The 18,954-nt window shown below is 64.0% G+C and carries 17 protein-coding genes; 10 read left to right on the top strand and 7 right to left on the bottom strand.

All coding sequences use genetic code 11. The features are described from left to right. Positions 1 to 30: 30 nt before the first annotated feature. Positions 31 to 1,425, bottom strand: a complete 1,395-nt coding sequence (locus ACSVIE_RS10220; RefSeq protein ID WP_442423728.1) for an NAD-dependent malic enzyme — start codon at positions 1,423 to 1,425, stop codon at positions 31 to 33. A 220-nt stretch (positions 1,426 to 1,645) separates the two neighbouring features. Here ACSVIE_RS10220 and ACSVIE_RS10215 point away from each other — a divergent pair, with 220 nt between their 5' ends. After that, positions 1,646 to 2,401, top strand: a complete 756-nt coding sequence (locus ACSVIE_RS10215; RefSeq protein WP_442423727.1) for an IclR family transcriptional regulator — start codon at positions 1,646 to 1,648, stop codon at positions 2,399 to 2,401. A gap of 179 nt (positions 2,402 to 2,580) precedes the next feature. On the opposite strand, the gene ACSVIE_RS10210 is transcribed toward ACSVIE_RS10215, so the two are convergent. Together ACSVIE_RS10210 and pucL are read right to left on the bottom strand one after the other, a co-directional pair. Further along, positions 2,581 to 4,080: a nucleobase:cation symporter-2 family protein gene (locus tag ACSVIE_RS10210; RefSeq protein ID WP_426004013.1), complete on the bottom strand. Its 1,500-nt coding sequence runs from the start codon at positions 4,078 to 4,080 to the stop codon at positions 2,581 to 2,583. Positions 4,081 to 4,281: 201 nt separating this feature from the next. Beyond that, a complete protein-coding gene (gene pucL / locus ACSVIE_RS10205; RefSeq protein ID WP_442423726.1) occupies positions 4,282 to 5,196 on the bottom strand; it encodes a factor-independent urate hydroxylase in 915 nt (304 codons plus the stop codon). A gap of 383 nt (positions 5,197 to 5,579) precedes the next feature. Here pucL and ACSVIE_RS10200 point away from each other — a divergent pair, with 383 nt between their 5' ends. From ACSVIE_RS10200 to ACSVIE_RS10190, 3 genes are all read left to right on the top strand, one after another. Beyond that, positions 5,580 to 5,756, top strand: coding sequence for a hypothetical protein (locus tag ACSVIE_RS10200; RefSeq protein ID WP_400268482.1), 177 nt, complete (start codon positions 5,580 to 5,582; stop codon positions 5,754 to 5,756). Positions 5,757 to 6,079: 323 nt separating this feature from the next. Further along, positions 6,080 to 6,661: a hypothetical protein gene (locus ACSVIE_RS10195; RefSeq protein ID WP_442423725.1), complete on the top strand. Its 582-nt coding sequence runs from the start codon at positions 6,080 to 6,082 to the stop codon at positions 6,659 to 6,661. Positions 6,662 to 6,764: 103 nt separating this feature from the next. Further along, positions 6,765 to 7,808 carry a hypothetical protein gene (locus ACSVIE_RS10190; RefSeq protein ID WP_442423724.1) on the top strand — a complete coding sequence of 348 codons (1,044 nt, stop codon included), beginning with the start codon at positions 6,765 to 6,767 and terminating at the stop codon, positions 7,806 to 7,808. A 126-nt stretch (positions 7,809 to 7,934) separates the two neighbouring features. Here the strand turns inward: ACSVIE_RS10190 and ACSVIE_RS10185 are convergent, their stop codons facing one another. Next, positions 7,935 to 9,275, bottom strand: coding sequence for an 8-oxoguanine deaminase (locus tag ACSVIE_RS10185; protein WP_442423723.1), 1,341 nt, complete (start codon positions 9,273 to 9,275; stop codon positions 7,935 to 7,937). 423 nt (positions 9,276 to 9,698) lie between these two features. Here ACSVIE_RS10185 and ACSVIE_RS10180 point away from each other — a divergent pair, with 423 nt between their 5' ends. The 5 genes from ACSVIE_RS10180 (at position 9,699) to ACSVIE_RS10160 (ending at position 17,138) form a co-directional block, all read left to right on the top strand. Then, positions 9,699 to 10,193: a nucleoside deaminase gene (locus ACSVIE_RS10180; RefSeq protein ID WP_442423722.1), complete on the top strand. Its 495-nt coding sequence runs from the start codon at positions 9,699 to 9,701 to the stop codon at positions 10,191 to 10,193. Between the two features lie 6 nt (positions 10,194 to 10,199). Continuing rightward, entirely contained in the window at positions 10,200 to 11,771 is a 1,572-nt protein-coding gene (locus ACSVIE_RS10175; protein ID WP_442423721.1) for an NCS2 family permease, read from the top strand. Between the two features lie 333 nt (positions 11,772 to 12,104). Continuing rightward, positions 12,105 to 13,361, top strand: a complete 1,257-nt coding sequence (locus tag ACSVIE_RS10170; protein ID WP_426004005.1) for an XdhC family protein — start codon at positions 12,105 to 12,107, stop codon at positions 13,359 to 13,361. Beyond that, complete coding sequence (locus tag ACSVIE_RS10165; RefSeq protein WP_426004004.1) at positions 13,352 to 14,293, top strand: FAD binding domain-containing protein; 942 nt, start codon at positions 13,352 to 13,354, stop codon at positions 14,291 to 14,293. Before ACSVIE_RS10170 ends, ACSVIE_RS10165 begins: the two co-directional genes overlap by 10 nt. Beyond that, complete coding sequence (locus ACSVIE_RS10160; protein ID WP_442423720.1) at positions 14,283 to 17,138, top strand: molybdopterin-dependent oxidoreductase; 2,856 nt, start codon at positions 14,283 to 14,285, stop codon at positions 17,136 to 17,138. The genes ACSVIE_RS10165 and ACSVIE_RS10160 overlap by 11 nt, the downstream gene beginning before the upstream one ends. An 82-nt stretch (positions 17,139 to 17,220) precedes the next feature. Here ACSVIE_RS10160 and ACSVIE_RS10155 read toward each other — a convergent pair whose 3' ends face one another. Continuing rightward, positions 17,221 to 17,691: a GNAT family N-acetyltransferase gene (locus tag ACSVIE_RS10155; protein WP_442423719.1), complete on the bottom strand. Its 471-nt coding sequence runs from the start codon at positions 17,689 to 17,691 to the stop codon at positions 17,221 to 17,223. 10 nt (positions 17,692 to 17,701) lie between these two features. Further along, complete coding sequence (gene nboR / locus ACSVIE_RS10150) at positions 17,702 to 18,313, bottom strand: nicotine blue oxidoreductase (protein ID WP_442423718.1); 612 nt, start codon at positions 18,311 to 18,313, stop codon at positions 17,702 to 17,704. A 184-nt stretch (positions 18,314 to 18,497) separates the two neighbouring features. Between nboR and ACSVIE_RS10145 the strand changes: the two genes are divergently transcribed. Then, a complete protein-coding gene (locus ACSVIE_RS10145; RefSeq protein ID WP_426003999.1) occupies positions 18,498 to 18,689 on the top strand; it encodes a YegP family protein in 192 nt (63 codons plus the stop codon). 73 nt (positions 18,690 to 18,762) lie between these two features. On the opposite strand, the gene ACSVIE_RS10140 is transcribed toward ACSVIE_RS10145, so the two are convergent. Then, positions 18,763 to 18,954 (bottom strand): hypothetical protein (locus tag ACSVIE_RS10140; RefSeq protein ID WP_442423717.1); only part of this gene is annotated, 192 nt, incomplete at its 5' end.

The following is an 18,954-nucleotide window of genomic DNA, read 5'->3' as shown; positions in this document are numbered from 1 at the left end:
GCGGATTCCTTTGTCTATAGTGCGCTGGTGCTAGCGGGCTGCGTTTGCGTGGGCGGCTGCAGCGACGGCGGCAGCTACCTCGGCGGCAACATGGGGATCGAAGACGCTGGGGATAATGTAGCTCGCGTTGAGCTCGTCGTCAGCCACGCGGTTGGCGATTGCTTCGGCAGCTGCGACCAGCATGTTCGGCGTGATGTCCGATGCTCCGGCGTCCAGCAGGCCACGGAAGAAGCCCGGGAAGGCCAGCACGTTGTTGATCTGGTTCGGGAAGTCGCTGCGTCCCGTTGCCACCACGGCTGCGTGCTTGGACGCGATGGTCGGGTCGATTTCCGGCGTTGGGTTGGCCATGGCGAACACAATGGCGTTCTCGGCCATGGAGGCAACCTGCTCTTCGCCGATCACGTGCGGGGCGCTGACACCGATGAATACGTCCGCTCCCTTGAGGGCGTCGTGGAGGCTGCCGGAGAAGCCTTCCTCGTTGGTGTTCGCGGCAATCCAGGTGCGGTGTTCGTCGTCGTACTTCTCGCCCGAGTGGATGGCGCCCGAGCGGCCGGCGGCGACGATGTGCTGTGCGCCCTGGGCCTTGAGGAGCTGGATGATGGCGGAACCGGCAGCACCGACGCCGGAGACCACGATCTTGACTTCGGACAGCTTCTTGTCCACGACGCGGAGCGCGTTGACCAAGGCTGCGAGGGTAACGATCGCGGTGCCGTGCTGGTCGTCGTGGAAGACAGGGATGTCCAGTTCTTCGCGGAGGCGGTTCTCGATCTCGAAGCAGCGCGGCGCGGCGATGTCCTCGAGGTTGATGCCGCCGTAGACAGGCGCCATGGCCTTGGCAATCTTGATGATTTCTTCGGTGTCCTGGGTGTCCAGGCAGACCGGCCAGGCGTCCACGTTGGCGAACTGCTTGAACAGCGCGGCCTTGCCCTCCATGACCGGGAGCGCTGCGGCGGGGCCGATGTTGCCCAGGCCCAGGACGGCGGAACCGTCGGTGAGGACGGCGATCGTGTTGCGCTTGACCGTCAGGTTGCGGGCAGCGGCGGGGTCTTCTGCGATGGCCAGGCAGACGCGTGCGACGCCGGGAGTGTAGGCGCGCGAAAGATCGTCGCGGTTGCGCAGGGCTACTTTGGGGACGACCTCAAGCTTGCCACCGAGGTGCATCAGGAAGGTGCGGTCGGAGACGTGCTGGACCGTCACGCCGTCGAGGGCGTTCAGGGCGTCCTTGACGCGGCCGGCATGGGCGTCGTCGGTGGTGTTGCAGGTGACGTCCACGACGATGGTCTCGTGGTGGGATTCCGTGACGTCCAGGGCGGTGATTGCGGCACCCGCCGCGCCAACGGCAGCTGCCAGTTCGCTGGTGGCAGTGAAGCTCGACGGCGCGGAGACGCGCAGGGTGATCGAGTTACCGGGGCTCGGATTCGCCATTGAAATTCCTCCTGTTAGGCCCGTTCCCGGGCCGCCGTTACAACCGAATGTTTTCGTATTATGGATATTATTATCTACAAAGTGGAAACACAACCCCTCGGCCGGTCATGTTCGGTGTCGTCGCGGGCAGGCCGTGCGTGCTGTATCTTGGGTGTTCTAAGCAATTCTTTTCACGATGCGGATAAGAGTTGTCGGAATCTGAGTCATTGGAGACAAGGACATGGCTGAAAAAGCCTCCGGAGGCGTGCAGTCCGTTGAGCGCGTCTTTGAGCTGTTGGAACTGATCACGGAAGCAGGCGGAGACGTCACGCTGAGTGAACTGTCATCCTCTACGGACCTGCCCCTGCCCACCATCCACCGTCTGCTGCGGACCCTCGTGGCGCTCGGCTACATCCGCCAGTTGCCCAACCGCCGCTACGCCTTGGGCCCCCGGCTCATCCGGCTCGGGGAAGGCGCCAGCAAGCAACTCGGTGCCGTGGCGCGCCCGCAGCTGAAGACCCTCGTGGAACGGCTCGGCGAAACGTCCAACATGGCCGTGCTCGACTCCGACATGGTCATCTACGTGGCCCAGGTCCCGTCCATGCACTCCATGCGCATGTTCACCGAGGTTGGCCGCCGTGCACACACTCACGACACCGGCGTCGGCAAGGCAATCCTCGCCCAGCTCGACGACGAGCAAGTCCGAGGCATCGTGTCCCGCACTGGCATGCCAACGCCCACGGCCAAGAGCATCGGCGACATCGATTCCCTGCTTGCAGACCTGAAGCTCATCCGCGAACGCGGTTACTCCATCGACGAGGAAGAGCAGGAGCTCGGCGTACGCTGCTTCGCCATGGCCGTGCCAAACGCACCCACACCTACGGCCATTTCCGTGTCCGGCCCTATCACGCGTGTGGACCAGACCTTCGCCGACCGTGCAGTACCCATGCTGCGGGAGGCCGCCCTGGCGATCTCCGCGGAGCTCAACCAGAACTGATCCCCGCCCTCCACCTCCAGCCCCGCCGAGTTGGCACTTAATGACAGTGTTTACCGCAAACATTGTCATTAAGTGCCAACTCGACGGGGCTTTTTGGCGCATGCTGACCGGTCCCTTAAGCCGGCGAAAGACGGCAGTGCCCCCAAGGAAACACTGCCGTCTTGCTTGGTCGCCGTGAGTCAGTGCTCGGACGCCGAGGTGCTCTTGAGCGGGACCTCGTTACCGTCGGCGTCGATCAACTTGCCGTTCTCAAAGCGGTCACCGTGCTCCAGGCACTTGATGTCCTCGGACGTGACCACACGCTCCGTGCCGGCGACAAACACCGACTGGTTGTCCGAATTCCCGGCCTTGAAGTGGTTGAAGATGATGTTCAGGATGATCGCCATGACCGCCGCCGAGCTGATGCCCGAGTGGAAGATCGTGGAGAACCAGGAGGGGAACTGGTCGTAGAACTTGGGTGCCGCGATCGGGATCATGCCGAAGCCGATCGAGGCAGCCACGATGATCAGGTTCATGTTGTTCTTGTATTCGACCTTGGCGAGGGTGCGGATGCCGCTGGCGGCAACCGTGCCGAAAAGTACGACGCCGGCACCACCCAGGACGGGCGTCGGAACCGCTGCGACCACGCGGCCGAGGATCGGCAGGAGGCCCAGGACCACCAGGATCACGCCGCCGGCGCTGACTACGAAGCGGCTCTTGATGCCGGTGATGGCCACGAGTCCAACGTTCTGCGCAAAGGCGCTCTGCGTGAAGGAGTTGAACAGCGGGGAGATGGCGCTGGAAAGCATGTCTGCGCGGAGGCCGTCACCGATGCGGCGGGAGTCCACCTTGGTGTCCACGATCTCGCCCACAGCGATGATGTCCGCGGAGGTTTCTGTCAGTGTCACCAGGATGACGATCAGCATGGAGATGATGGCGGCGATTTCAAACGTCGGTGCACCGAAAGCGAACGGGGTGGGGAAAGCAACGATGTCGCCCTGGCCAACCTTGGAGAAGTCCGTCATGCCCGCGACGAAAGCGATGATGGTACCGATCACCATGGCCAGCAGGATGGACAGCCGGGAGATGGCTGCGTTGCCCACCTTGCTCAGGAGCAGCACGACACCCATGGTTGCGGCTGCGAGTCCGATGTTGGCCATGCTGCCGTAGTTCTCAGCCTTGGCGTTGCCACCCATGGCCCAGTTGGCGGCCACGGGCATCAACGTCAGGCCAATGGTGGTGATGACAGTGCCCGTCACCACCGGCGGGAAGAATTTGATGATCTTGGAGAACAGGGGAGTGATGGCCAGGCCGATCAGCGAGGCCACGATCACTGAGCCGAACACCGCCTGGATTCCGCCTCCGCCCTGCACGATCGCCACCATGGTGGACACGCCGGCGAAGGACACGCCCTGGACCAGGGGAAGCTGCGAACCGAAGAACCGGATGCCCACGGTCTGCAGGATGGTGGCGAGGCCGCCGACGAAAAGGCAAGCGGCGATCAGGAGCCCGATGTCCTGGGACGACATGCCCGCGGCTGCGCCGATGATCAGGGGCGGAGCGATGATGCCGCCGTACATGGTGAGAACGTGCTGGAAGCCGTAGGCGAACGTGCTTCCGATCGAGAGCCGTTGGTCCTCGGGGCGCTGTGGTTTCTGCACGCCCTGATTGGCGGGGCGGGACTTCTTCTTGGTGTTCATGGCAGACTTTCTGGGTTCATGGCAGACGTCTTCGTCTGGCTAACTGTGTCTGGCTAACAAAAGTGTGTAGTTTTTGGGGTCGGGATTGTGTGCAGGTCCCGCTGTTGCGGGGCGGCCCTGGGGTGTCCTTGGGCGGAACCTGCACACAAACCCGGTGGCTTGGCGCGCGGCTTTAGTAGCGCGGCTTAAGCCCGGTGGTGCTTAGCAGAAGCCGGCGATGCCCATCCAGGCAAGCGGTGCGGCGGTGGTGTTGTCGCGCTGGACGGTTGCTTCGATGAGGCCGTACGGGCGGTCAGCGGCGAAGAAGACCTCGTTGGGGTTGTCCTGACCGAACGGGCTCAGGTCAACCAAGAAGTGGTGCTTGTTGGGCATGGAGAACTTGATCTCGGTGACTTCGCTGTGTGCCTCAAGGACCTTCTTGCCCATGTCGAAGAGGGTCTGCTGCAGTGCGTGCGAGTAGTTCTCCGTGAAGCCCTCGAGGAGGAGGGCCTTGATGTCCTCGTAGCTCTTGTTGAAGTCCGTGGCTGCTGCGTCCAGGTTGGTGTTGTAGCGCCAGCGGGCGGAGACATCCGTAGCCAGGATGCGGTCCGTGGTTTCCGGCAGGGTGGTGTACTTGTCGCGCGGGTAGCCGACGAAGCCGGACTGCGTGGTCTTCAGGACGGTCAGGTCCTTGAGGCCGGAGACGATGTGGGTGGTTGCGCCATCGCGGACGACGACGGCGGTACGCACCTCTTGTCCGTTGCGGACGAAGCTGTGGTCGTGTCCCTGGCCGTGTGCCTGGATGCGCTCCCAGGCGTAGGACTCAGCTTCCCAGCGGCCACCGGTAACCCAGGAGAACTCCCCGGTGAAGTGGTCCGCGAGGCGCAGCAGGAAGGCCTCAGGCGAGCCGACGCCTTCACGGGCGAACGCGTAGACGGTGTTCTTCTGGGTGTCGGTGGCTACCACGTGGCCGTTGTCGCCCTGGAGGTGGGCTGCCTCGAAATCGCCCCGGAGCTGCGAGGTGACGTTCAGGTCTTCGATCTGGTGGCGGTCGGTATCCCGGGTGACCTTGACGACGCGGACTTCTGCTTTGCCGTACTGGTTTTCGCCGAGGACGATGTTGTTGCTCATGGTCATATCCCAACTTCTGTGAGGTGGAACCTACGTTCCATCAATGAAATTAAGCGAGTGTTTCCACTGCGTTTCCGGTGGAGCCGACCCCAACAAAAAAGAGCCGGCATCCATGGATGCCAGCTCATTACGACCCTGCCTGCTGCTCTCAGGTTACGTGACCTACGCCACGAACTCATTCGAGAGTAGCTTACGAATTCGGCATGTGTATACGGGTTCGGGGTGATCGTTATGAACTATCCAAATGTGACCGGGGCAACTCAGTCACCCTCGAAGGGGGTCTTGACGCCCGCTTTCCCGTTCTCCTAGACTTTCCACATATCAATAAAAAGTTTCCGAATTACGGAACTCTTGAATTGGCAAACGAGCGCATGAAAGAGGAGGAACAGATGGACTCGAAGGATACGAACAACGTCGTGGAATTCCCGGCACCGGGCCAGGAGCTGTACCTGCCCTTTGGTGCGACAGATCCCGACTTTTACATTCCGGCCGACTGCGACCGCAAGGCCACCGGGTTCTCCCGCTGGCTGCGCGCACTCCCTGTCTTCGGCCGGCAGCGCCCCTGACCTGCAACAGGGGCGCGGACTCTGCGCAACAGAGCCAACGAGGCGGGCGGCACCTGGGGAGGTGCCGCCCGCTTTGCTGTGCCCGGCGCTCGAAGTCGCGGGAAGGCTGCCAAGACGCCGTAACCTTCCGCGCGAAATGGGCATCTTCCAGCGTTTTCGCGCGAGTGCAGGGCGGCGAGCAGGCCGGATTTGCGTCGCGTCACATTCGCGCGGGGTGTGGCGCGGATCACGTAAGCTGGGCAAACGGCCACCCGATGGGTCTTGAAGGTCGTCGTGGCCCCCTTGTTTGGGCCGCACTTGCTGGCTCGATGGCATGCGGACAAATGTCCGTACGCGTCGCACTGCAGCAGGTCGAGCAATGGCTGGTGCTCGTCATCGAGCTGTGCCGGGACACTGATGCCCGGCTGATAATCCCTGCCTGGCAGGTGACAGAAAGAGCCGGAGCTGGGGGTCTGGCGCCGCAGCAGCATCATTCAGGCTGCTTCCCCAAAGGAATACAAAGTCATGAAACGCACCTTCGTCACGCTGGGGGCGGTGATCGTTGTGGCCCTTTCGGGTTGCACGGATCCCGGTACGCCGCCGCCTACAGAGAGCCCGAGTGCAACGTCGACGGCGGAACCGACGTCGACCCCCACGGATTCGACGGTATCTCCAACCGGCACACCCGAACCGACAGCTACGTCGACCGCCAGCCCCAGTCCGACGGCCAGCGAGGAGCCGACGCCGACAGCGTCACCAACCACGACGCCGACGCCGACAGCGTCACCAACCACGACGCCGACGCCGACAGCGTCACCAACCACAACGCCGACGCCGACAGCGTCACCAACCACGACGCCGACGCCGACAGCGTCACCAACCACGACGCCGACACCAACGCCCACCACGCCTCCGGGCCCGGGTAGCCTCGCCAACCTGGCCCGGATTCCGTGGGACGGCGGACCCGCCTATTGGGCCAAGTTTCCCGGCGCGGCGCAGCTCAATGATCCGAATCTGTTCCCCGTTGCCGTGTTCTTCGGTAAGCCCGGACACGCCGCAGCGTTGAAGGACATTGGCGTCAACGTGTTCCAGGATGCCGAACATGACGGATCGCCGATATCAACCATCACCAGCACGGGCATGCTTGTCATGGCCGGGCAGGAATGGACGCGGGCGGAGGTAGGAAACGACCCCAACGTGGTCGGCTGGACCACGTACGACGAGTGCGACATGGGACTCGGTTGCGGCGGTGCCAATACCGAAGAGAACCTGGCACGCATGCAGGCTCTGGTGGACAGGATCCGGAGCTACAATGACGGACGGTTCACGTTCGCGAATTACTCAAAAGGCATTCTTGGTACGTGGTGGGCCTCCGGGACCATGGACGACTTCCTGGCCGTTGTGGACGCCGCGAGCGTTGACAACTACGCCTACACATCCCCGCCTGTTGGTGACGCCATCAGGCAGTCGCCGCATTGGCCGGCAGGCGCCAATCCAATGACGGCTGCAGCATATGGCTGGCAGATCGACCGCGCCCGGTCCTACCAGGCAACGCCAGGGGTCCACCCCAACTGGATCTTCGTTGAGTCCGCCAGGCCTTATCTGTCGGAGTCCAACGCCAGGACCATCACTCCCGAGCAGATGGAAGGCGCCATGTGGTCCGGTATCATTCACGAGGCACGGGGAATTTCCATTTTTCAACACAACAACGATCCCCAGTTCGGGAATTACAGCCTGGTTGACATCCCTGCTGACCGGAAGGCCAGTATCAAGGCCGCACTGGCCAAAATCCAATCGCTGGCTCCGGTGTTGAACACGCAGAGTTATGGCTGGAATGCCGGCGCCACGGGTACCGACACCATGTTGAAGGCCAAGGATGGCAGCGCCTACCTGTTTGCCGGCATCGGCCTCAATGGCAACACCGGTTCCAAGACGTTTACCCTCCCCGCTGGAATTACGGGAACCCAGGTGGAGGTGGTGGGAGAGAACCGCACCATCCCCATCCAAAACGGCAAGTTCACGGACTCTTTCGCAAACGAGTACACGCACCACATCTACAAGGTCACGATCTAGCAGAGCCGCGTCGACGCTGGAGATTGACGCGACAGTGCAAGCAGCGAGACCGCCGGAAGCATGCGAAATCGCCGGAACGTTCCCCACGAAAGGGACGCGTTCCGGCGATTTCGTGCGTGCCGGACCCTACCCCGCCACGAGCTTCCGTGCCGCCGCAGAGTGCTCGGCGATCAACTGAGCCACGTCCAGATCAGGAATCGCCCCGTCCACAACACGCCACGAACCGCCAACCATCACCCGGTCTGCCCGGTCTGCGCCGCACAGCAACAAAGCAGCAACGGGATCGTGGCTTCCCGAGAAGCGCAGGGAATCGAGCTTGAACAGTGCCAGGTCGGCCTGCAAGCCCGGAGCCAACTGCCCAATGTCGGAACGCCCAAGAACCGCAGCGGACCCACGTGTTGCCCAGCCCAGTGCGCGGGGTACGGGAACCGAGGCGCCGTAACGCAGCCGCTGCAGGTACAGGGCCTGGCGTGCTTCGAGGATCATGTTGGACGCATCGTTGGACGCGGAGCCATCAACGCCGAGGCCCACAGGAACGCCGGCATCCTCAAGTTCCAGCACGCGTGCGGTACCGGAGGCCAACCTCATGTTCGATGTCGGGCAATGCGCGACGGCGGTGCGCGCGGCTCCCAGCCTGGCGATCTCCTCGTCGTTGAAGTGGATACCGTGTCCCAACCAGGTCCGGGATCCGAGCCAGCCAACGGATTCCAGGTAGTCCACGGTCCGAAGACCGAACATGGAGCGGCAGAAGTCTTCCTCGTCGATGGTTTCGGCAAGGTGCGTATGCAGGCGGACGTCGTATCGCTCGGCCATGACCGCTGATTCGGCCATGATTTCCTTGGTCACCGAGAAGGGGGAGCAAGGAGCAAGCGCGATCTGCACAACAGCCCCGGGACCTGTCTCGTGATGCTGGCGAATCAGCCGTTCGCTGTCCGCAAGGATCGCCTCGGGTGACTGGACCGTGGTCCGGGGCGGCAGCCCGCCGTCGTCCTCTCCGAGTGTCATCGAGCCGCGCGTCAGGGTTGCCCGCATGCCCATGGCGCGGACGGCGGCGACTTCAATGTCGATCGCCTCTTCCATGCCGTCGGGGAACAGGTAGTGGTGGTCGGCGGCCGTAGTGCACCCGGACAAAAGCAGCTCGGTCAAGGCAACCTGTACGGCGAGTTCCAGGCTTCGTGGGGTGAGCCGCGCCCACACGGGGTAAAGGTTCTGCAGCCAGGGGAAGAGGGGCACATTCGCCACTGGTCCCCAGGCGCGGGTGAGCGTTTGGTAGAAGTGGTGATGGGTGTTGATGAGACCGGGCAGAACCACGTGGGAGGAAGCGTCGAACTCGATGCAGGGCATGGAAGGTCGTCCGCCGGAAGGCACGAGTTCAACGATCGTGCCGTCGTCGGAAATTACCAGTCCGTTGGCGGCGTCGAGTTCGTTTGCGGTGAAGATACCCAGGGGGTTTTTGATCCAAAGCATGGAGGGTTCCTTGTCTGGTCGGCATGTATGCGTTCCAGCTCAGTTCGGCCCTGTCTGCTGATCCAGGAACCGGCCGCCCAGAGAGGGGCCGGTCCAGAAAAGCGTAGAAGGCCCGACGGCGGCAGTCAACGCCCGCAGTAAGGGTCGCCGGTCACATTGGCGCACCAAGCGGCGGCAAGGCACGCTTGGTTTGTAATTTCGCATGACGAAATTAAGTTTTCAAAAAACTATGGCGCGGCTCACAAACGTGGTGCTACGCTCTTACTGCCAAAGGCGGGCACCCGGACCTCGGGAAGCTATCTACCAGGCGCAACTTAACCTTCATCGCACATGCTGAAGCCTGGTAACCAAGCAACTGGAGCTCCTCTTTGCGGCGCCCCCCAACAGGTCACCCGGCTTCCAAGCACTAAAGGAAGTCGCAACATGAGTACAACCGTCACGGCCGAGCAATTCCTGGCCACCTCCATTGAGCTGGCAACGGCCAATGTCCTCAACAGCGGAGGGCCGTTCGGCGCCGTCGTTGTTACCGCGGACGGACAAGCCTTCCAAGGCGTCAACCGCGTTACCGCCTCGAACGATCCCACCGCCCACGCAGAAGTCACGGCCATCCGCAGCGCCTGCCGCGAACTGGGAACCTTCGATTTGAGCGGTGCCACCCTCTACACCAGTTGCGAACCATGCCCCATGTGCCTGGCGTCCGCACTCTGGGCCCGCATCGACCGCGTGTTCTTCGCCGCGGACCGCCACGACGCCGCCTCGGTGGGCTTCGACGATGCTGTCTTCTACGAGTACTTCGAGAACGACAACCGGGACGACCTGATGCCGGTAGCCAAGCTGGAACTGGGCGACCCCCAGGCCCCGCCGGTCATCCAGCCGTTCACCACGTGGAACACGCTTGATTCCAGGATTGATTACTAGGGCCCGGTGGCTGACATGGAAATCCTGGATACCGCAGAAATGCAAAAAGCAGCTGAGAAGCAGGCTGCGCTCTTCCCCAACGGAGGCGCAGAGCCCACAGCTGCAAACGTGAAACGCGCTGCAGGAGCGGCCGGCAACGGCAAGAAGCCTCCGAGCTTCCTGGACAAGTTCTTCCAGATCACCCAGCGCGGCTCCACCTTGGCCCGCGAATTCCGCGGCGGCCTGGTGACGTTCTTCACCATGGCGTACATCGTCATCCTCAACCCGCTCATCCTCGGAGGCTTCTCGGCCGACAACGCCCCCACGGACGTTGCCGGCGGATGGCTCTCCGCAGCACAGGTTGGTGCCGTCACCGGCCTGACCGCTGGCGTCATGACCATCGTCTTCGGTTTGGTCGCCAACCTTCCCTTCGGGCTCGCGGCTGGCCTGGGCATCAATTCCTTCCTGGCAGTCGCCGTGATCCAGGAAGTCACCTGGCCTGAGGCCATGGGCCTGGTGGTCATCAACGGCATCCTGATCGTCATCTTCGGCGCCACGGGTGCCCGGACCGCGATCTTTAAGGCGGTACCCAAGGAACTCAAGGCTGCCATTACCGTTGGCATCGGCCTGTTCATCGCTTTTATTGGCTTCGTCGACTCCGGATTCGTCCGCCCCACCACGGGTGGTCCTCCGGTCCAGCTCGGCAATGGTGGATCCATCACCTCCATCCCCACCCTCGTTTTCATTGTCGGATTGCTGGTCATGGGTATCCTCGTGGCACGCAGGATCCAGGGCGGCCTGCTCATCGGCATCGTCGCTACGACCGTCCTCGCCGCTGTTGCCGAGGCCGTGTTCCGGATCGGTCCCGGCTCCGCAGACAACCCCGGTGGCTGGCACCTCAACACCCCGGTGCTTTCCGGCCAGCTGGTTTCCGTCCCGGACCTGAGCCTGGTGGGCCAGTTCGATCTCTTCGGTTCGTTCGCCAGGATCGGCGGGCTCGCTGCCACCATGCTGGTCTTTACCCTGGTGTTCACCAACTTCTTCGACGCCATGGGCACCATGACCGGCCTGGCCAAGAGTGCAGGCGTGGCCCACAAGGACGGTACGTTCCCCAAGCTCAAGTCGGCTTTCATTGTTGAAGGCATGGGCGCAGTGGTGGGTGGCGCAACCTCGGGTTCGTCCAACACTGTTTATATCGACTCGGCCGCAGGCATCGGCGAAGGCGCCCGCACCGGCCTGGCCTCCGTGGTCACCGGTGCCCTGTTCCTCGGATCGATGTTCTTCACCCCGCTGACCTCCGTGGTCCCGCTCGAGGTCGCAGCTGCGGCTTTGGTCGTGGTCGGCGCGATGATGATGGCCCAGATCCGCGAGATCAAGTTCACCAAGTTCGCGATCGCCCTCCCGGCCTTCCTGACCATCGTGACCATGCCGCTGACGTACTCCATCGCCAACGGGATCGGCGTCGGGTTCATCTCCTTCGCCGTGGTCAACGCGGCGTCTGGCAAGGCCAAAAAGGTCCACCCGCTCATGTGGGCGGTCACGGCGGGGTTCATCATCTACTTCGCCCGCGGTCCGATCAACGCCCTGATGGGTATCTAGCCGGAGCCGCACAACCCGGGCCGGCGGGTTCTCCGGCACTCCGATCGGCGGTCCTGACGGGACCCCACCGCACGAATAGGCGTCCGCCGTCGTGGTCCCCTGACAGAGGGGACGACGGCGGGCGGCGGCGGGGAGCCCAAAGGTTCCGCTTGGAGCGGACGCTCCAGGGAGCAGGGCAGGGAGATGAAGCCCTGCCCTGCTCCTCATAAACCCTCGAACTTACGCAGCGCGCACTACCCCTCAACAGCTTCACGGAATGAGAATATGAGGCAAGACAGCGCGCTGCACCGGCCGGGCCCCCGGCCGGGACACCTGGAAAAAGGACGTGTTGCCATGCTGGATCTGTTGCCTTCGCTGGGGAGCTGGCGGCCTGCGGTCTCAGGCCAACGATGCGCTGTGGCCACGATTGTGGGGACCGGCGGTTCGGTGCCGCGGCCCACAGGGACCTCCATGATGGTCTCCGAAACCGGCGAAATCCTGGGCAGCCTTTCAGGCGGCTGCGTGGAAGGCGCCGTGGTTGAAGCGGCCCTGGAAGCAATGCGCGACGGCGGCCCCCGCCTTGAGTCGTTCGGCTTCAGTGCCGAGGACGCTTTCGCGGCCGGGCTCACCTGTGGCGGGGAACTCGAAGTGCACATCCAGCCGCTCGGCGGGCCGGCTGAACTTGGGCTCCTGGCCAGCCAGCCGGAGGGCGCCACTGCCTTGGCACTGATCCGACGGCTGGACGCGGGAGGAGGTGCCGTCGTCGTCCATGATCCTGTGCGGTTCCGTGCCATGGAGTCGCAGGAACTGGCCGAGCTGGTGGGGGACCACCCCGCGACGCTCTTCGCGGCAGCTGCCCAAGTGGAGCCCCTGCTGCAGGGTGGCCGCACCGGACTGGTGAGGCTCGCGCCGCCGGAAGGTTGCATCGATGGTTGGGTCACCTTGGACCGGTGGGAAAATCCTCGTGAGGAACCTGAACCGCAGCCCATCACCCTGTTCGTCGAGAGCCGTTTGCCGGCCGCGCGCATGCTCATTTTCGGTGCCAATGATTTTGGTGCCGCGCTGCTCCCTGCCGGGCAGCTCCTGGGCTACGATGTCACGCTCTGCGACGCCAGGCCCGCCTTTGCCCAACAAGGGCGCTTCGCCGGGGCGGACCAAGTGGTCACGCAATGGCCGCACCAGTACCTGGAAGCCGAAGCCGCCGCAGGACGGATCGACCCCCGCACCGTGGTGTGCGTACTGACCCACGACCCTAAGTTCGATATTCCGCTGCTGGAAACGGCTCTCCGGCTCAAACTGGCCTACGTCGGTGCCATGGGCTCGCGCCGAAGCCATCGCCAACGGATCACGGCTCTGCTGGATACGGGCATGCCGGTGGGGATGCTGGAGCAACTGCACTCGCCGATCGGCCTTGATCTGGGAGCGGTGACCCCTGCGGAAGTTGCGGTATCCATCACGGCGGAGATCGTGGCAGGCCGGGGCACCCGGACCGCAGGCAGTACAGGATTTCCTTCACTCAAAGACACGTCCGGGCCGATCCACGCATCGCCCGCAGAAGCTGTGCCGGCCGGTCCGGCACCCCATTCCCTCCAGGAGGACCCATGGACATGAACACCATCGAGGCGGTGGTTCCTACCACCGACCCGTCGCAATGGCGCGAAGGGGATGCGTGGCTGGCAGGTGGGACCGTCCTGTTCTCCTACGGCAGCACCGTGCTGAAGCGCCTTCTTGACCTGGGCGCCGCGGGGTGGCCTGCCATCACGGCCTCCGACCGCGGGATCGACCTCGCCGCCACGTGCACTGTGGCGGAGCTCTACGACCTCCCCGATTCTGCAGAAGCGGCGCACCGGGAATGGCCTGCCCTGGCGTTGGTGCGTCCCAGCTGCGATTCCTTTGTGGCGTCCTTCAAGATCTGGAACATGTCCACCGTGGGCGGCAACATCTGCACGTCGTTGCCGGCAGGACCCATGATCTCGCTGTGCGCGGGGTTGGACGGAATTGCCACGATCCTCAGTCCGGATGGCAGCAGCCGCGAGGTGCCGGTTGCCGACTTTGTCACCGGCGACATGGACAACGTGCTCTCACCCGGCGAACTGCTGCGGAGCATCCACCTTCCCGCCGAAGCCCTTTCAGCCCGCGTGGCCTTCCGCCGCTTGTCCTTGAGCAATCTCGGCCGCTCCGGTGTGCTGCTGATTGGCAGGCTGGACCCCGTCTTCGGCCTGGTCATCACGGTGACCGCCTCCACCAAGCGACCGGTTCAACTCAGGTTCGCCGCCGATCAGGTTCCTGACGCCGCCGGACTGGCTGCCGCCGTCGACGATTCCATTCCCTGGACGCTCTACCACGATGACATCCACGGACTTCGGGCGTGGCGCCGGGACATGACCCTCCGGCTCGCGGAGGAAATCCGGGCAGAGCTGCTGGATGAGGGGATGCGGGTCTCTGGTGATTTCTGGCCGCCGCACGACACCTCGCCCCAGCCGTCCACGCAACCCTCCAGCACCCCCGGCGACCCCCAGAAGGAGGCCACCCATGGCAATTGAGATCAACGGCGCTGCTTCGCAGGCCGCACCCCGTCCTGGCCAGTGCCTTCGCACTTTCCTGCGGGAACAGGGCAACTTCGGCGTCAAGAAGGGCTGCGACGGCGGCGACTGCGGAGCCTGCACCGTCCACGTCGACGGCACGCCGGTCCACAGCTGCATCTATCCGGCGGTCCGTGCCGAGGGCAAAGCAGTCACCACCATCGAAGGCCTCGCCACTGCCGAGGGCCTCCACCCTGTGCAGGAACAGTTCCTCGAAGCCCAGGGCTTCCAATGCGGCTTCTGCACCGCCGGCATGATGATGACCGCGGCCACGTTCGACGACGAACAACGCGCCAACCTGCCGCGGAACCTCAAAGGCAACCTGTGCCGCTGCACCGGCTACCGGTCCATTGCGGACGCGGTCTGCGGGGACTCCGGCCACGCGCACGGGCCCGACGCCGGGGCGGGCGTTTCCGGGGCGGGCGTTTCCGGAACGCACGACGCCGGAACGGACGTTTCCGGGGCGCAGGCACCGGCCGCCGTTGAAGCCAAGAGCGGCCAGCTCGGTGACAACGTCCCCGCGCCCGCCGGCCAGGCTGTGGTCACGGGCACCGCCCGGTACACCCTGGATGTCCCGGCCGAACAGCTTCCCGGCTTGCTGCACCTGAAGCTCCTCCGTTCCCCGCACGCCCACGCGCGGATCGTGTCCATCGACAAGGCAGCAGCGCTGGCAGTTCCGGGTGTGGTGGCGGTGTTCACCCATGAGGACGCCCCACAGCAGCTCTTCTCCACCGCCCAGCACGAGCAATACACCGACGATCCCGATGACACCAGGGTGCTGGACAACGTGGTGAGGTTCATCGGGCAGCGGGTTGCCGCCGTCGTGGCCGAATCCGTTGGCGCAGCGGAGGCCGGCGCGCGGGCCTTGGAGGTGGAGTATGAGCTCCTGGAAGCTGTCTTCACTCCGCAGGACGCCATCCTCCCCGGCGCCCCGGCCATTCACGGCGAAAAGGACGCCGTCTCCACCCGGATTGCGCGGCCCATGGACAATGTGGTGGCCGAAGTGCACGCGGAACTGGGTAGTGTTGCCGACGGGTTCGCCGCCGCCGATTTTGTCCACGAACACACCTACCAGACCCAGCGCGTGCAGCACGTTGCCATGGAAACCCACTCGTCCATTGCGTGGGTGGACGAGGAAGGACGGCTGATGGTCCGTTCCTCCAGCCAGGTTCCCTTCTTGGTCAAGCGGACCCTGGTCCGCCTGTTCGACCTGCCGCAGGAGTCCGTCCGGGTGGTTGCCGGACGGGTCGGTGGTGGCTTCGGTGGCAAGCAGGAAGTGCTCACCGAGGACCTGGTGGCGTTGGCAGCCCTTGCGTTGAAGCGGCCCGTGCAAGTGGAGTTCACCCGGACGGAGCAGTTCACGTCAACCACCACCAGGCACCCGTTCACGATCAAGCTCAAGGCAGGGGCCAACCGCGACGGCTACCTGACCGCCCTGCAACTGGATGTCCTCACCAATACCGGCGCTTACGGCAACCACGCGCCAGGTGTGATGTTCCACGGCTGCGGCGAATCCCTGGCGGTGTACAAATGCGCCAACAAGAAGGTGGATGCCCACGCCGTGTATACCAACACGGTTCCTGCCGGCGCCTTCCGCGGCTACGGCCTGAGCCAGATGATCTTTGCGATCGAATCGGCCATTGATGAGCTGGCTGTCGGGATCGGCATGGACCCGCTGGAGTTCCGGCTCAAGAACATGGTCCGGCCCGGTGACCACATGCTTTCCACTACGCCCGAACCCGAGGAAGACGTCCACTACGGCAGCTACGGCCTGGATCAGTGCGTGGCCTTGGTTCGCGACGCCTTGGACCGGGGCAAGGAACGGTACCGTGCCGCGGGCCTGGATGACCTCGGACCGGAGTGGGTCACCGGCGAAGGCGCGGCACTGTCCATGATCGACACCGTCCCGCCGCGTGGCCACTTCGCCCACACCCGGGTGAGCCTGGAAGCGGACGGCCGGTACGCCGTCGATGTCGGAACTGCGGAATTCGGGAACGGCACCACCACCGTCCATGCGCAGCTGGCTGCCACGGCTCTCAGCACTACCGCCTACAACATCCAGGTGCGGCAGTCCGACACGGACCTCGTGGAGCACGATACCGGCGCGTTCGGCTCAGCCGGAACAGTGGTGGCGGGCAAGGCGACGCTCGCTGCTGCGCTGGAGTTGGCTACCCGCATCCAGACGGTCGCTGCTTCGCTGACCGGTGTCCCCTTGGCGGATTGCCGTCTGGTGGACGGAGCGGTGGAGTGCGGCGACCGGACGGTGCCGTTGAAGGACATCTACGACGCCGGTACGCTGCAGGGCGTCCGTCTCGCCACTGACGGGAACTGGGGTGGTACGCCGCGCTCGGTGGCGTTCAACGTCCATGGGTTCCGCGTTGCCGTGAACACCGGAACGGGGGAGTTGCGGATCCTGCAGAGCGTGCAGGCTGCCGATGCAGGTGTTGTGGTCAACCCCCGGCAATGCCGTGGCCAGATCGAGGGCGGCATTGCGCAGGCGCTGGGTGCCACGTTGTATGAGGAAGTGAAGGTGGACGGGGAAGGCCGGGTCACCACGGATATCCTGCGGCAGTACCACATCCCTTCCTTCGCGGATGTGCCCCGGAGCGAGGTCTACTTCGCTACGACCAACGATTCCACCGGCCCGTTGGGAGCCAAGTCCATGAGCGAGAGTCCGTTCAACCCCGTGGCACCTGCCCTGGCCAACGCGATCCGGAACGCAACGGGGGTCCGCTTCGGCGAGCTCCCCATCGCGCGGGACAAGATCTACCTGGCGTTAAGGGACCGCACCCTGATCCCGAACTAGCCGCACCTTGTTCCCCACCCCCTCACCCAACTAGGTCGCAGTTGTGCGCGTTTTGACCCGGCAAAACGCGCACAAATGCGACCTAGTTGGGTTCCAGAGGGAGTTCCATGAAGACGCTGTTCGGATCCAGCGTGTAATCGGCGAAGGGAGCGCATTCGGTGAAGCCGTGCTTGGCATACAGACTGCGGGCCGGAGCGAAGTACTCCTCGGTCCCCGTTTCCAAGGCCACCCGGTGGTAACCCCGGTTCCGTGCCTCGGCCAGAATGTGCTTCAACAGCAGCGTCGCCACGCCCCGGCCGCGTGCCTCCCCGGCAGTCCGCATGGACTTGAGTTCCGCCTGTCCGGGCACGCCCAGCACCTTCAGCGCTCCGCAGCCCAGGAGCACTCCATCCTCGCGGGCGGTCCAGAACGTGATCGATTCGTGGGACAACGCGGAATGATCCAGGGCATGCACGCTTTCCGCAGGGGACGTGGCGAACATGTCGGCCAGGTGCTCGCTCAGGAGTGCGTGGACATCAGGGCGCGCGGGATCGTCAATGTCGATACGGATCATGCGGTCAAATCTACCCGTCCAGCAGATGCAGCTGGTCCTTGGTATCCAGGTCTTCACCGGAGCAGAGATCACTGCAATCCACCAGGTCGACCAAACCCGGGTGGGCTTTGAGGAACGAGCGCGCGCCCGTGTCACCGTGCGCTGCTTCCGCCGCCTGGTCGCGGAGCCCGACGTCGAAAATCACCGGGTGCCGACGCTTCAGGTGGCCGAACCCGTCAGGATAGGCGGCTGCAGTGACCCGGCCGGGACGGTGGCTGCCCAGCAACCTGCTGACCGCCGTCGGGGTTAATCCGGGCTGGTCCACCAGCGCCACCATGATGCTGTTCCCCGGCTCCGCCGCTCCGATGCCCAGACGGAAGGAACCCGACATCCCCTTGGCCCAGTGATCGTTCGCAACCACCCTGTACCGCGAGAGTTCCGTGGAACTGCGCACCCGGTCAGCCTCGGCTCCGAGGACCACCACCACCTCGCGGCAGCCGCCGTCGAACAAGGTGTCGGCCAGGACTTCCACCAGGGTCCGGCCCCGGTAGGGGAGCAGGGCTTTGGGGCCGCGGCCCAATCGTGTCCCGGCGCCGGCGGCAAGCAGGACGCCCGTGGTGGGCGCCGTGCCGGATGCAGTCATATCCTCACCATACGCGCGGGGCCCTTTCCGGTCTGTAGCTCCTGCGTTGCTTTCCATGACATCTACCAATATCGGTTTCAAACTACTCCTCGGTAGGGCTGTTGGTGGCCACCGACGCCGATTATTGTCGGTAGGGAATTGTTCAAATCAGCTCTGATGCAATGACGCGTGGAGGTAGGGGAAGATGGCGGGCAGTTTCGAAATTCTCAGGGCGGGAAGCAACACTTTCCGGTTCCGGCTGACAGCCGATGACGGAACAGTGGTGGCCGTATCACCGCAGTTTCCCAGCCTGAAGGCAGTGGTGGCCGGCATCAACGCGGTCCGGGAAAACGCAGCCACAGGGTTCGTGGTGGACCGGAGGAACCTGGGGACGTAGATTCATTGCACTCTTAACGCATGGGGGGCGGCGGTGTTCATGAACACCGCCGCCACCTTTTTAGTGCAGTTTCCTAGGCTTCGCCGCCGGCGCCACCTGTGGTGCCTGCGTTGACGTCCAGCAGCTTGTACCGGTCAATCGCGTACGACGGCGCGCCCTCCTCGATCTCGCCCCTCGCCGCCAGCATCTGCAGGGTTTTGGTGACGATGGAGTGGGTGTCGTTTTTGAAGTAGCGGCGGGCGGCGGCGCGGGTGTCGGAGAAGCC

Origin of the sequence: Paenarthrobacter sp. NCHU4564 (genome assembly GCF_052156435.1) — a bacterium.
GTDB lineage: Bacteria > Actinomycetota > Actinomycetes > Actinomycetales > Micrococcaceae > Arthrobacter.
The sequence above is the reverse complement of the archived record's forward strand: the minus strand, read 5'-3'. Positions and strand labels throughout refer to the sequence as shown.

What these genes read in the sequence shown, in the direction of transcription:
- ACSVIE_RS10200 (WP_400268482.1), top strand. Translation starts at nt 5,580, where the DNA reads ATGGACTCGAAGGATACGAACAACGTCGTGGAATTCCCGGCACCGGGC.
- pucL (WP_442423726.1), bottom strand. Translation starts at nt 5,196, where the DNA reads ATGACCATGAGCAACAACATCGTCCTCGGCGAAAACCAGTACGGCAAA.
- ACSVIE_RS10215 (WP_442423727.1), top strand. Translation starts at nt 1,646, where the DNA reads ATGGCTGAAAAAGCCTCCGGAGGCGTGCAGTCCGTTGAGCGCGTCTTT.
- ACSVIE_RS10165 (WP_426004004.1), top strand. Translation starts at nt 13,352, where the DNA reads ATGGACATGAACACCATCGAGGCGGTGGTTCCTACCACCGACCCGTCG.
- ACSVIE_RS10145 (WP_426003999.1), top strand. Translation starts at nt 18,498, where the DNA reads ATGGCGGGCAGTTTCGAAATTCTCAGGGCGGGAAGCAACACTTTCCGG.
- ACSVIE_RS10180 (WP_442423722.1), top strand. Translation starts at nt 9,699, where the DNA reads ATGAGTACAACCGTCACGGCCGAGCAATTCCTGGCCACCTCCATTGAG.
- ACSVIE_RS10195 (WP_442423725.1), top strand. Translation starts at nt 6,080, where the DNA reads ATGTCCGTACGCGTCGCACTGCAGCAGGTCGAGCAATGGCTGGTGCTC.
- ACSVIE_RS10220 (WP_442423728.1), bottom strand. Translation starts at nt 1,425, where the DNA reads ATGGCGAATCCGAGCCCCGGTAACTCGATCACCCTGCGCGTCTCCGCG.
- ACSVIE_RS10170 (WP_426004005.1), top strand. Translation starts at nt 12,105, where the DNA reads ATGCTGGATCTGTTGCCTTCGCTGGGGAGCTGGCGGCCTGCGGTCTCA.
- ACSVIE_RS10210 (WP_426004013.1), bottom strand. Translation starts at nt 4,080, where the DNA reads ATGAACACCAAGAAGAAGTCCCGCCCCGCCAATCAGGGCGTGCAGAAA.
- ACSVIE_RS10185 (WP_442423723.1), bottom strand. Translation starts at nt 9,275, where the DNA reads ATGCTTTGGATCAAAAACCCCCTGGGTATCTTCACCGCAAACGAACTC.
- nboR (WP_442423718.1), bottom strand. Translation starts at nt 18,313, where the DNA reads ATGACTGCATCCGGCACGGCGCCCACCACGGGCGTCCTGCTTGCCGCC.
- ACSVIE_RS10155 (WP_442423719.1), bottom strand. Translation starts at nt 17,691, where the DNA reads ATGATCCGTATCGACATTGACGATCCCGCGCGCCCTGATGTCCACGCA.
- ACSVIE_RS10160 (WP_442423720.1), top strand. Translation starts at nt 14,283, where the DNA reads ATGGCAATTGAGATCAACGGCGCTGCTTCGCAGGCCGCACCCCGTCCT.